This window comes from Streptococcus varani (assembly GCF_001375655.1).
Taxonomy (GTDB): Bacteria; Bacillota; Bacilli; order Lactobacillales; family Streptococcaceae; genus Streptococcus; species Streptococcus varani.
Map to the genome: position 1 here is coordinate 367,734 of NZ_CTEN01000001.1, position 13,039 is coordinate 380,772.

The following is a 13,039-nucleotide window of genomic DNA, read 5'->3' on the forward strand; positions in this document are numbered from 1 at the left end:
AGTCAAGAAGGGACTTGTTTTGTCCCTTCTTGTTGTTTGATTTTTTGAGTTTAGCTAGATTACTTTAGAATCATTACTTTCGATTTTATTTCACAGCAGATAGAGAGGTATAGAAAAGATTTTCTTTTCATAGAGAAAGACTTTGCCTTTCAAAGTTACTAATACAAAAGGGAAAAATATGACAAATAAAATAGAAGAATTTTTTCAAACTTTTGACATTGATTTTTGTCGTCAATATATTGAAAAGTATCAAGCAGAAGAGCGAAAAGAAATGATAAGAAAGGCTGAGTTGGTTATGGACAACACCTTTGTCTTTGACCATAACTGGGACATGGAGCCTTGTCAAACTCCATATCATTTGGATCCAATCATCTGGGACCGTGCCATTACTGATGATCCTGAATGGAATTTCATGTTAAATCGTCAAGCATTCCTAGTTACTTTAATGACTGCTTATGTTGCGAAAGCAGATAAGGCCTATCTGGAAAAAGCAAAAACCTTGATGATAGATTGGGCTGATTCTGACTTGGTTTTAGAACCGCAATCCTTAGCTTGTCGTACCTTGGATACAGGGATTCGTTGTTTTAACTGGGTCAAGTGTTTACTCTTTTTGATTCACTTTGACGTGCTTACACCTGAGCAAAAAGATAAACTACTCCGCTCCTTAGAAATGCAACTTCACTACTTAGTGGATCGGTATATAGACAAATACAGTCTAAGCAACTGGGGAATCTTACAGACTACCGCTATTCTCTTGGCCGCCTATTATTTTGAAGATGATATAGAGATTCAAGAGGCAAAGGTATTTGCAGAAAAAGAGTTGTCCTTGCAAGTTAGTCTTCAGGTACTGGAAGATGGTAGTCAATATGAACAATCTATTATGTACCATATAGAAGTATTTAAAGCTCTTTCGGAATTGGCAATATTGGTTCCCTCTTATTTGCCCTTGCTTGAAAAGACCCTTCAGAAAATGGCTTACTATATCCAGATGATGACCGGGCCGGACCACAAACAGATTGCATTGGGAGATAGTGATCAGTCAGATACCAGAGATATATTAACTCTGGCTAGCATCCTCTTGCAATCTCCAAGTCTGAAATCTTCAGCCTTTTCCTTTGTGGATGTAGACTCATTGATGCTCTTTGGTAAAGAAGGAGTAAGAATCTTTGCTCAATTGAAGAGAGAAGATATTTTGCCCCAGTCACATCATTTTGAGTCGTCTGGTCATATTTGTATAAAGAAAGATGGCTATCAAGTGTTTTTCAAAAGCGGTCCTATGGGAAGCGCGCATACACATAGTGATCAAAATAGTCTGTGTCTCTATTACAAAGGCAAGCCCGTTTTTATTGACCCGGGCCGCTATACGTATAAAGAAGAAGCGCTCAGATACTCACTTAAGAGCGCAGTTAGCCATTCAACTTGCTTTATTGAGAACAAGCTTCCTGAGAGGATTAAGGATTCCTGGAGTTATGAAAGTTATCCTGGATCCCAATTTTGTCGCTTGAAGGAAGAAGGAGAGTTCCTTCTAATAGAAGGTTTTTCTCAAACCACTTTTCTTGCCGAAGCAAATTATCAACACCAGAGACAAGTATTGATCTTGCCAAATGGGATTTTTATTGTGCTTGACCGAGTGGACTGTCAAGGGAGTCATACATTTACAACGCAATTTGTTTTAGATCAAAATCTTCGTTTTGAGAATGGTTGCCTTGCTGACCTTAGAGTGATCAGTCAAGAGCCTTTTCAGGAAGTAGAGATGCCAATTTCTAAAAAGTACAATCAAATTCAAACAAGTCACAAAATTGTAAAAAAACAGACCGTTCAGAATCATTGTTTTGACTCCACTATTTTTGTAAGTCATGATAGCAGGGTCAGGTCTCTAGATGTTTATCAAGTAGGAAGTCATCAAACTCTTGCCGGTGCCCAAGCTTGGGAATTTAAAGGAGCTGATTTTCATTATATCGTAGCTGTATTGGACCAAGATATTGTAAAGGGAGACAAGTTGTTTATGGTTGAAGGGATCAAGTGCCGAGGGAAAGTGATTGTATATGACAAAAAGACTCAACGTCTGATTCGACTCAAGCACTAAAATTGTCCACTAAATTGCCGAATACGAATAATAGAAGATGAATATGATATAATAAGAAGAAGTATTCATTAATGTACAAAGGAATCGTTACAATGTCACGAAAAATTACCATTAAAAATATCGCGGAAATGGCTCAGACATCTAAAACAACAGTTTCTTTCTATTTGAATGGAAGATACGAAAAAATGTCTCAGGAAACGCGTGAAAAAATAAAAAATGTGATCCAAGAGACGGGATATGAGCCCAGTATTGTCGCCCGAAGTTTGAATTCTAAACGGACAAAGTTAATCGGTGTGTTGATCGGAGACATTACAAATTCTTTTTCGAATCAAATTGTCAAAGGTATTGAGAATATCGCCCAAAAAAGAGGCTATCAAGTAATAGTTGGGAATAGTAATTATGATCCTGAGAGTGAGGATCGTTACATTGAAAATATGTTACGTCTTGGAGTTGATGGTTTTATTATTCAACCTACTTCAAATTTTAGGAAATACGCTAAAATCAGCCAAGAAACCAAAAAGTCTTTGGTTTTCTTTGATAGCCAGTTGTACGAGCATCGGTCAAATTGGGTTAAAACCAATAATTATGATGCTGTCTATGATGCCACACAAGCATGTGTCCAAAAAGGTTACGAAGATTTCATTATTATAACAGCGGATACAAGTTTGTTGAGCACTCGTATTGAACGGGCTTCGGGTTATATTGACGCTTTAACAGATAGTAGTTTATCCTATGCCACTTATATCATTGACGATGGACAGACAACGGTAGAAGACATCTCTCTCTTTCTGCAGAATACTGTTCGTGCAGATAGAAAGACATTGGTCTTTGTTCCTAACTGCTGGGCGTTACCGATTGTCTTCACTGCGCTGAAGAAAATGAAATTCCAAGATATGAATATCGGTTTGATTGGTTTTGATAATACGGAATGGACAGACTTATCTTCGCCGAGTGTTACAACTATTGTACAGCCTGCTTTCCAAGAAGGAGAACAGGCAACGAAAATTTTGATTGATCAAATCGAAGGGTTAGACCAAGAAGAGAGACAACAAGTTTTAAATTGCAGTATTAATTGGAGAGAATCAACTAAATAGAAACAGAGAGAATCTTGGATAACTGAGGTTCTCTCTGTTTTTGGACGGTTTTTTCACCTAAAACAGTGGGTATGTTATAATAGACGAAATAGTCTTTGTAGAGATCTTTTTGATAGTGAATCAAAGATAAAATCTAGGAGAATCGTATTATGAAGTTTGTCAGCAATGCAGCCAAAGTGCTAAATTATCTCATAGCAATGAGCCCCTTGTTTTTACTTTTAATATTTGTGCCACCTTATTCCGAACTAAAAGGAGCCTCTTCACTGGGGCAAATGATAGTTTTTATTCCTGGGTTCATCAGTTATTACTTTCTTATTCCACTCAACTCACTTCTCCACCTTATTTTACTTATTGTCGAACGTACGCAAATCCCAAAAACCTATTATAGAGGAACTAGTCTCACTCTCCTCTTATCACCTTATTTGATTACTGTATGTTTTCAGATGTATCCTGCAGAAAGAACTATGCCCGTATTTGTAAGTTTATCATTACTTTTTGCTGTCCTTTTGTTCCTGATCCAAAGAAAAATTGATCGGTTGTGAAAAAGTCAATTGAAGAAACAATCTTCTTGCCGAATCTTCTCAATGGAGAATCAAAAAAGAGCAAAAATCATTGACAAGGGTTGCTCTATATGGTATTATGATAAACGGTACTTTTTATCTTTTGGTCTCTCAAAAGTGTACAGAGACGTGCTGACAATTGTTGCAAAAAGTGCACCCAGATAAGGGCTGTCACCAAGCGCCTTATCAACCAAAAATAAAAAATTATACAGGAGAATGTAGATGCCTACAATTAACCAGTTGGTTCGCAAACCGCGTAAATCAAACGTAGAAAAATCTAAATCACCAGCTTTGAACATCGGTTACAATAGCCGTAAGAAAGTTCATACAAACGTTTCTTCACCACAAAAACGTGGTGTTGCAACTCGTGTCGGAACAATGACACCTAAGAAACCTAACTCAGCCCTTCGTAAATTTGCTCGTGTACGTTTGAGCAATCTTATCGAAGTTACTGCCTACATTCCAGGTATCGGACACAACTTGCAAGAGCATAGCGTTGTTCTTCTTCGTGGCGGACGTGTAAAAGACCTTCCAGGGGTACGTTACCATATCGTCCGTGGTGCACTTGATACTGCAGGTGTAACGAATCGTAAACAAGGCCGTTCTAAATACGGTACGAAACGTCCAAAAGGGTAAGAAGGGAGAGTAGATAAATGAGTCGTAAAAATCAAGCGCCTAAGCGCGAAGTATTGCCAGATCCGTTGTACAACTCAAAAATTGTAACTCGTTTGATCAACCGTCTTATGTTGGATGGTAAACGTGGTACAGCTGCATCTATCGTTTATGGTGCATTTGAGCAAATCAAAGAAGAAACTGGCACTGAACCAATCGAAGTTTTTGAAACAGCAATGGAAAATATCATGCCTGTACTTGAAGTACGTGCACGCCGTGTAGGTGGTTCGAACTACCAAGTCCCAGTTGAGGTTCGTCCAGAACGTCGTACAACATTGGGTCTTCGTTGGTTGGTAACAATCGCACGTAACCGTGGTGAGCACACTATGGTTGATCGCCTTGCAAAAGAAATCATGGATGCAGCAAACAATACAGGTGCATCTGTTAAGAAACGTGAAGATACTCACCGTATGGCAGAAGCGAACCGCGCGTTTGCACACTTCCGCTGGTAAGATAAGATGTGAGGACGTTAAGAAAGCTCAAGGAAAAATAGGAAATCTGACGCAGAGCCTAAAAGCTCTAGGAAGATTTATCATTTTTCCAGAACTTTTAGTCCGAACTCAATTAATAAGATACCAAGGGTGAGCGTACAGGTGAAAAATAGGAAGGTGACCTTGGTTGTTTACAACCAAGGAAGCTTATCTTTTTTCACAGCCCGCACGCAATCTGTGTTCATTTTAACGAATTAGCTAAAATGAGCTCGAGTTCAATTCATAAGCTAGATTTAAAACCTAGCTTGATTGAACAAAATATCTTCCAAGTAAACTATAAAAAATCATTTTAGAACGGGTAGGTTTTGCCTATCCGTTCTTTCTAAAAATGATATAATAGAACTGTTAAAAAATTAATATAGGAGAAACAACCTCATGGCACGCGAATTTTCACTTGAAAAAACACGTAATATCGGTATCATGGCCCACGTCGATGCTGGTAAAACAACTACAACTGAGCGTATCCTTTACTACACAGGTAAAATCCATAAAATCGGAGAAACTCACGAAGGTGCGTCACAGATGGACTGGATGGAGCAAGAGCAAGAACGTGGTATCACAATCACATCTGCTGCGACAACAGCTCAGTGGAAAAACCACCGTGTAAACATTATTGATACACCAGGACACGTGGACTTCACTATCGAAGTACAACGGTCCCTCCGCGTATTGGATGGAGCAGTAACCGTTCTTGATTCACAATCTGGTGTTGAACCACAAACTGAAACAGTTTGGCGTCAAGCAACTGAATATGGTGTTCCACGTATCGTATTTGCCAATAAAATGGACAAAATCGGTGCTGACTTCCTTTACTCAGTAAGCACCCTTCATGATCGTCTCCAAGCCAACGCGCATCCAATCCAATTGCCAATTGGATCTGAAGATGATTTCACTGGTATTATTGACTTGATCAAGATGAAAGCTGAAATCTATACTAACGATCTTGGTACAGATATTCGTGAAGAAGATATCCCGGCTGAATACCTTGAGCAAGCTGAAGAATACCGCGAGAAATTGATTGAAGCAGTTGCTGAAACTGATGAAGATTTGATGATGAAATACCTTGAAGGTGAAGAAATCACAAACGAAGAACTCATGGCTGGTATCCGTAAAGCGACAATCAACGTTGAATTCTTCCCAGTAATGTGTGGTTCTGCCTTCAAAAACAAAGGTGTTCAATTGATGCTTGATGCGGTACTTGATTACCTTCCAAGCCCACTTGATGTTCCTGCTATCAAAGGGATCAACCCAGATACTGATGCGGATGAAGAGCGTCACCCATCTGACGAAGAGCCATTTGCAGCTCTTGCTTTCAAGATTATGACGGACCCATTTGTAGGTCGTTTGACATTCTTCCGTGTTTACTCAGGTGTCCTTCACTCAGGTTCATATGTTTTGAATACTTCGAAAGGCAAACGTGAACGTATTGGACGTATCCTCCAAATGCACGCGAACAGCCGTCAAGAGATTGAACAAGTTTATGCTGGTGATATTGCTGCTGCGGTTGGTTTGAAAGATACAACAACTGGTGATTCATTGACAGATGAAAAAGCGAAAATCATTCTTGAGTCAATCAATGTTCCAGAACCAGTTATCCAATTGATGGTTGAGCCTAAATCTAAAGCAGACCAAGACAAGATGGGTATCGCTCTTTCTAAATTGGCTGAAGAAGACCCAACATTCCGTGTTGAAACAAACCCTGAAACAGGTGAAACTGTTATCGCCGGTATGGGTGAGCTCCACTTGGATGTCCTTGTTGACCGTATGCGTCGTGAGTTCAAGGTTGAAGCTAACGTAGGTGCTCCTCAAGTATCTTACCGTGAAACATTCCGCGCTTCAACTCAAGCACGTGGATTCTTCAAACGCCAATCTGGTGGTAAAGGTCAGTTCGGTGATGTTTGGATTGAGTTTACTCCAAATGAAGAAGGAAAAGGCTTCGAGTTTGAAAATGCTATCGTCGGTGGTGTGGTTCCTCGTGAATTCATCCCTGCAGTAGAAAAAGGACTTGTTGAATCTATGGCAAACGGTGTTCTTGCTGGTTACCCATTGGTTGACGTGAAAGCTAAGCTTTACGATGGTTCATACCATGATGTTGATTCATCTGAGACTGCCTTCAAGATTGCTGCTTCACTTGCATTGAAAGAAGCTGCTAAATCAGCACAACCTGCTATCCTTGAGCCAATGATGCTTGTCACTGTAACTGCACCAGAAGACAACCTTGGTGATGTTATGGGTCACGTAACAGCACGTCGTGGACGCGTTGACGGTATGGAAGCTCATGGTAATAGCCAAATCGTTCGTGCGTATGTACCACTTGCTGAAATGTTCGGTTATGCAACTGTTCTTCGTTCAGCAACACAAGGTCGCGGTACGTTCATGATGGTATTTGACCACTACGAAGATGTACCAAAATCTGTACAAGAAGAAATTATCAAGAAAAATGGTGGCCACGAATAATGGTCCCAAGACCTGCCCGCGAGGGTGGGTCTTTTCTATAAGTTGAGGATGATGTGGTAGCTTATTGTAAAGCTAAGATTTTGGATAAAGATTCCTTAATCTATAGAAAAGGAAAGAATTTCTATTGTGAGAGTGATCATGTCAAAATCACCATACATGCGCACAGTTATACCCTTAGCACTGCTCATCTATTGAATCATTCCAACAAGAAGAGATTAAAAGATAAGTAAGTAAAAAAGACTTAGAATTTGTCTGGATGATGATTCTAGGTCTTTTTTGGTCTTATAGATTTAAATCATTGGGAAAATAAAGAGGTTGTAGAGCTGCTTATAGTAGAGAAAACTGTAATCTCTGTCTTTTTTGATTTCTTCTAATTCGTTTCGAGTTTTTCCGAGGTAATCGGTGATGATAGCGTTAACTTCAAGGAATTCAGCATTGAGGACCCCTTGTGAATCGTTGATTGTCCAGGCATAAATTTTCTTATTGTTAATGACAAGATAGCTATATAGGTCATCGGTGAGCTCCAAGAGTGGCACGCTATAGCCGGTCAAACCAGGAATATCATGTTCCAAAATGGAATTTGAAATAAGAAAAGTTTCAAATTTTGGAGAATGTTTCAAGATTTTACGCATAAGCTCTGCATCTGATGATTGGACTTGATGATGGCCTTTTTCCAAGCGACTTTGATATTTCGCTAAAAAATTATCGACCATTTCAGGGCTGTCAGCTTTATAAGTTTTGAAGTCAATGAGAAGCTTTTGTCCTAACTTCTCGGCTTCATCCAACATTGCATCAAAGGAAGGAATGGTACCTTCAATACCGCTTGAAGGGTCGGTAAAAGTAATTTGAGTCAGTTCGGCAAGAGTTAGATCATGCGGCCTTTTATAGATATTAGCTACCTCAACCAGAGTCCCATTGTGAAAAACAACAAATTCTAAATCGGCTGTCTCATAGATATCAATTTCAACTAAATCAGGTTTGTCTTGACTGGTTAGTTGTAAGGCTTGGATGGTGTTTTCGGCAGCGTTTTTATTGTTTAAAGAACGATGAGCAATGATCTGAGGAAGTTTATCGACCTCTATTTGGGCTTGTTTGAAATAGTGAACAAAAATAGGAACCATCACCACTAAGCTGAGGACGATTGGCCTCCAAAAACGAACTTTCATTTTTTCTTCAGATATTATTTTCCCCCAAACCCATAAAGAGATAAAGAGGATAGGAATTAGGCCACTATAGAGGAGTCCACAGACAATGAAGTAAAAAAGGGGTGTGTATTGGAGAAAATGACTATTGATGTAAGGTAGGTAATAGTAGATTCCTAGATTGATCAGGTACCAAATACCAAAACCGACAAGTGGGGTTAGGAGGCAGATGAAGATTTTCATCCATGTTGGTCGTTTTACTCTATTTCTATGCCGAGTAAGACCGTGTCTTTTTGTCATAATGGAAACTGCTTTCTGTGATAATAAGGTTTATTATAACAAAAAAAATGGGAAATTTCTTAGAAAGTTTAAGAGTAGTCTAGAATTTCCAACAATAGATAAAATGGCGATAACTTGCATTATTTAAAAAATCAGTATATAATAGAAATGTTGAAAAGTGATTTGTATATTTACATGTTACGATTTTCACAATAGACTAAAAGGCTTGTCCTTTTAAAATAAATAACTCGATTTTCATAAGGAGGAAATCATTCATGGTAGTTAAAGTTGGTATTAACGGTTTCGGTCGTATCGGTCGTCTTGCTTTCCGTCGTATCCAAAATGTTGAAGGTGTAGAAGTAGCTCGTATCAACGACCTTACAGATCCTAAAATGCTTGCACATTTGTTGAAATATGATACAACTCAAGGTCGTTTTGACGGTACTGTTGAAGTAAAAGATGGTGGTTTTGAAGTTAACGGTAAATTTGTTAAGGTTTCTGCAGAACGCGAACCAGCAAACATTGACTGGGCTACTGATGGTGTAGACATCGTTCTTGAAGCAACTGGTTTCTTTGCATCTAAATCAGCAGCTGAGCAACATATCCATGAAAATGGTGCTAAAAAAGTTGTTATCACAGCTCCTGGTGGAAACGATGTTAAAACAGTTGTATTTAACACTAACCACGATATCCTTGATGGTACAGAAACAGTTATCTCAGGTGCTTCATGTACTACAAACTGTTTGGCTCCAATGGCGAAAGCTCTTCAAGATAACTTTGGTATCAAACAAGGTTTGATGACAACAATCCACGGTTACACTGGTGACCAAATGGTTCTTGATGGCCCACACCGCGGTGGTGACCTCCGTCGTGCACGTGCTGCTGCAGCGAACATCGTTCCTAACTCAACTGGTGCTGCTAAAGCTATCGGTCTTGTAATTCCAGAATTGAATGGTAAACTTGACGGTGCTGCACAACGTGTTCCAGTTCCAACAGGTTCTGTAACTGAATTGGTTGCTGTTCTTGAGAAAGAAACTTCAGTTGAAGAAGTGAACGCAGTCATGAAAGCAGCAGCTAACGAATCTTACGGTTACACTGAAGATCCAATCGTATCATCAGATATCATCGGTATCTCATTTGGTTCATTGTTTGACGCTACACAAACAAACGTTCAAACAGTTGATGGTAACCAATTGGTGAAAGTTGTTTCATGGTATGACAACGAAATGTCTTACACTTCACAACTTGTTCGTACTCTTGAGTACTTTGCAAAAATCGCTAAATAATAATTAAAGAAGGACTTCGGTTCTTCTTTTTTGTATTTTTTCACTTGTCTTGATTATGTCAGTGTTAGAATTGAAAGCTCTCGCAGTAAAAGTATATACTTTTTAAATAAATATGATATACTTATATTGTTGAAAGTGGAAGGAGGAGATTGTCATCGGAAAGACAAGTCCAAAATATCTGTCAATTTGTCAAGATATTCGCCGGAAAATCCAAGATGGTACCTTTGCCATCAATGAGAAATTGCCAGACGGTCAGACCTTAGCAAAGCAGTATGACGTTAGTCTTTTAACCCTTAAGCGTGCCTTGGATCTTTTGGTAGCAGAAGGTTATATCATTCGCCGCCGTGGGGATGGTACACTTGTCAGAGATTGGAAAAGCAAGCAACTGCCTCATCTTTATTCTTTGAGAGGGAATTATCATGATTTTAAGGAACAAATGACTTCTAAAATTATCCAATTCCAGGTGGTTCATCCTAGAGAGGAAGTGGCCAATAAGCTAGGAATTACTCAAGATAGTTTTGTTTATGAGATTATTCGTCTAAGGATTTTGGAGAAGCAGCCTCTTATTATGGAGTATACCTATATGCCTCTGGATGTGGTACCAGGCTTAAAAAAGGAAGACTTGGAGCGGTCTATTTATGCTTATATCCAAGATAAGCTGAACTTTAAGATTCACAGTGCCTTTGTTAAAGTAACAGGTGTTCGTCCAAATCAACTGGAAAAAGAAGAGATGAATCTATCAGACCATGATTTTCTCATGGAAGCTGAACGTGTTAGTTCTTTGGATAGTTGTCAAACTTTTGAGTATTCGATTGCTCATCATCTACCAGAGACTTTTGATTTTGAGACAGTGATTTTCAATAATTAATCGTCTGATTCAAAGAAAAGTACTCTAGAAATTGAAAGGAAGAAATAATGGAAAATTTTCGTTTGCAGATTCCGACGGACATCCGTTTCGGAAAAGATCGTTTAGCTGAATTGCCAGAAGTTTTGGCGCCGCTAGGTAAGAGAGTGCTCCTAACTTACGGTGGAGGTTCCATTAAAAAGTCAGGCCTTTATGATAAGGTGACTCAAATCTTGAAGGACAGTGGTTTCGAATGGGTCGAATTAGCTGGAATTGAGCCCAATCCCCGCATTGAGTCTGTTCGTGAAGGGACCAAATTGATACGTGAAAACCAGTTGGATGTCATTTTGGCTGTCGGCGGTGGCTCGGTTGTCGATGCCAGTAAGGTCATGGCAGCAGCTGTCTACTACGATGGGGATGCCTGGGATTTGGTCAAGGACAGTAGCCTCATCGGACAGGCTGTTCCGATTGTGGATATCCTAACTTTAGCTGCAACTGGAACTGAGATGAACCGCAATGCGGTTATCTCGAATATGGCGACCAATGAGAAATTGGGTACTGGTGGCTGGGAATTGATTCCCCGTGCCTCATTCTTGGATCCAACATTGACCTTTACCGTTTCCAAATGGCAAACAGCAGCAGGTTCGGCAGATATGATGAGTCACCTTTTTGAGCAGTATTTTAACCGAACGCAAGGAGTGGATGTGCAGGACAGTATCGCCGAAGGTTTGCTCAAAACCATCATCAAGCATGCGCCTGTAGCCATTCAAGAACCAGAAAACTATATTGCGCGAGCTAACTTACTCTGGTCTTCGACCTTGGCTCTCAATGGTTTGGTGGCTCGGGGCCGCAATGGCGGCTGGACTTGTCATCCTATCGAACATGAACTATCAGCCTACTATGACATTACACATGGGATTGGCTTGGCTATTTTGACACCGCGTTGGATGAAGTTCTGTATCGACACAGACCCAACAACTCATGCTAAGTTTGCTACCTACGCCCGCAATGTTTGGGGTCTGACCCAAGGCTCAGATGAAGAATTGGCAAGACAGGCTGTGGAGAAGACCTATCACTTCTTTAGAGATCAGCTGGAAATTCCTATGATTTTGTCTGAGGCTGGCATTGAAAGCCAGGAATTGGTCAGAGAAATGAGTGAGAAGGCTGTGCTTCATGGTAATTTGGGTCAAAATATCTTTGTGACACTGGATGTGGACGATGTAGAAAGTATCATTTCAGCATCTTTTGAGGCCATGGAAACATTTTAATTAATAGGAGGAAACGATGGAAAACTATAGATTATCGAACGGCGTAAACATCCCAAAAGTTGGCTTTGGAACTTGGCAGATTCCAGACGGCGAAGAGGTTTACAATAGCGTAAAACACGCTCTTGAAGTCGGTTATAGGCATGTCGATACGGCTCAAATTTACCGCAATGAAGTCGGTGTGGGCCGGGCCATTGCGGACAGCGGTTTGGCGCGTGAGGATATCTTCTTGACTACTAAGGTCTGGAATGACAAGCACGATTACGAATTGGCAAAGGCTTCGATTGATGAGTCTCTGGAAAAATTGGGTGTGGATTATGTGGATCTTCTTTTGATTCACTGGCCAAATCCAGTTGCTCTGCGTGAAAATGATGCTTGGAAAACTGGTAATGCCGGTGCTTGGAAGGCGATGGAAGAAGCTTATAAGGCTGGAAAAGTTCGTGCAATCGGGGTTTCTAACTTTATGATTCACCACTTAGAAGCTCTTCTTGAAAGTGCGGAAATTAAACCCCATGTTAACCAAGTTCTTTTGGCTCCAGGTTGTCCACAGGAAGAATTGACTGCCTTTTGTCGCCAACATGATATCTTACTAGAAGCATATAGTCCTCTTGGAACAGGCTCCATCTTTAATAATGAATTGGTTAAAGATATGGCGGGTAAATATGGTAAGTCAATTGCTCAAGTTGCGTTGCGTTGGTCTCTGCAAAAAGGTTTCTTGCCATTGCCAAAATCGGTGACACCAAAGAATATTGAAGCTAACTTAGAAATCTTTGATTTTGAACTATCGGCTGAAGATGTCGCGAAATTGGACAAGGTTGAAGGTGTTAGTCAGCAAAAAGATCCAGATCAAACCAATTTTTAGG

General features: G+C 39.9%; 12 protein-coding genes. 11 read left to right on the plus strand and 1 reads right to left on the minus strand.

The genetic code is table 11. The features are described 5' to 3' along the window. Window positions 1–178 precede the first annotated feature (178 nt). From BN1356_RS01900 to BN1356_RS13040, 7 genes are all read left to right on the plus strand, one after another. Window positions 179–2,086, plus strand: coding sequence for an alginate lyase family protein (locus BN1356_RS01900; RefSeq protein ID WP_093649734.1), 1,908 nt, complete (start codon window positions 179–181; stop codon window positions 2,084–2,086). A 92-nt stretch (window positions 2,087–2,178) separates the two neighbouring features. Further along, on the plus strand, window positions 2,179–3,180 hold the full coding sequence (locus BN1356_RS01905; RefSeq protein ID WP_093649735.1) for a LacI family DNA-binding transcriptional regulator: 1,002 nt from the start codon (window positions 2,179–2,181) through the stop codon (window positions 3,178–3,180). A 149-nt stretch (window positions 3,181–3,329) separates the two neighbouring features. Further along, window positions 3,330–3,722 (plus strand): hypothetical protein, encoded by a 393-nt coding sequence (locus BN1356_RS01910; RefSeq protein ID WP_093649736.1) that lies wholly within the window; start codon window positions 3,330–3,332, stop codon window positions 3,720–3,722. A 240-nt stretch (window positions 3,723–3,962) separates the two neighbouring features. After that, on the plus strand, window positions 3,963–4,376 hold the full coding sequence (gene rpsL, locus BN1356_RS01915) for a 30S ribosomal protein S12 (protein ID WP_093649737.1): 414 nt from the start codon (window positions 3,963–3,965) through the stop codon (window positions 4,374–4,376). Between the two features lie 17 nt (window positions 4,377–4,393). Continuing rightward, the gene (rpsG, locus tag BN1356_RS01920) at window positions 4,394–4,864 is read left to right on the plus strand and encodes a 30S ribosomal protein S7 (protein ID WP_093649738.1); all 471 of its coding nucleotides are present in this window, start codon (window positions 4,394–4,396) and stop codon (window positions 4,862–4,864) included. Between the two features lie 414 nt (window positions 4,865–5,278). Beyond that, window positions 5,279–7,360, plus strand: a complete 2,082-nt coding sequence (gene fusA / locus BN1356_RS01925; protein ID WP_093649739.1) for an elongation factor G — start codon at window positions 5,279–5,281, stop codon at window positions 7,358–7,360. A 53-nt stretch (window positions 7,361–7,413) separates the two neighbouring features. After that, window positions 7,414–7,590, plus strand: coding sequence for a DUF3781 domain-containing protein (locus tag BN1356_RS13040; protein ID WP_093649740.1), 177 nt, complete (start codon window positions 7,414–7,416; stop codon window positions 7,588–7,590). A gap of 60 nt (window positions 7,591–7,650) precedes the next feature. Here BN1356_RS13040 and BN1356_RS01935 read toward each other — a convergent pair whose 3' ends face one another. Further along, window positions 7,651–8,802: a glycerophosphodiester phosphodiesterase family protein gene (locus BN1356_RS01935; protein ID WP_093649741.1), complete on the minus strand. Its 1,152-nt coding sequence runs from the start codon at window positions 8,800–8,802 to the stop codon at window positions 7,651–7,653. Window positions 8,803–9,056: 254 nt separating this feature from the next. Between BN1356_RS01935 and gap the strand changes: the two genes are divergently transcribed. From gap to BN1356_RS01955, 4 genes are all read left to right on the plus strand, one after another. After that, the gene (gene gap / locus BN1356_RS01940; protein ID WP_093649742.1) at window positions 9,057–10,067 is read left to right on the plus strand and encodes a type I glyceraldehyde-3-phosphate dehydrogenase; all 1,011 of its coding nucleotides are present in this window, start codon (window positions 9,057–9,059) and stop codon (window positions 10,065–10,067) included. Window positions 10,068–10,251: 184 nt separating this feature from the next. Next, a complete protein-coding gene (locus tag BN1356_RS01945; RefSeq protein WP_281175818.1) occupies window positions 10,252–10,935 on the plus strand; it encodes a GntR family transcriptional regulator in 684 nt (227 codons plus the stop codon). A gap of 47 nt (window positions 10,936–10,982) precedes the next feature. After that, window positions 10,983–12,179, plus strand: coding sequence for an iron-containing alcohol dehydrogenase (locus BN1356_RS01950; protein ID WP_093649744.1), 1,197 nt, complete (start codon window positions 10,983–10,985; stop codon window positions 12,177–12,179). Between the two features lie 16 nt (window positions 12,180–12,195). After that, a complete protein-coding gene (locus tag BN1356_RS01955; RefSeq protein ID WP_093649745.1) occupies window positions 12,196–13,038 on the plus strand; it encodes an aldo/keto reductase in 843 nt (280 codons plus the stop codon). Window position 13,039 lies beyond the last annotated feature (1 nt).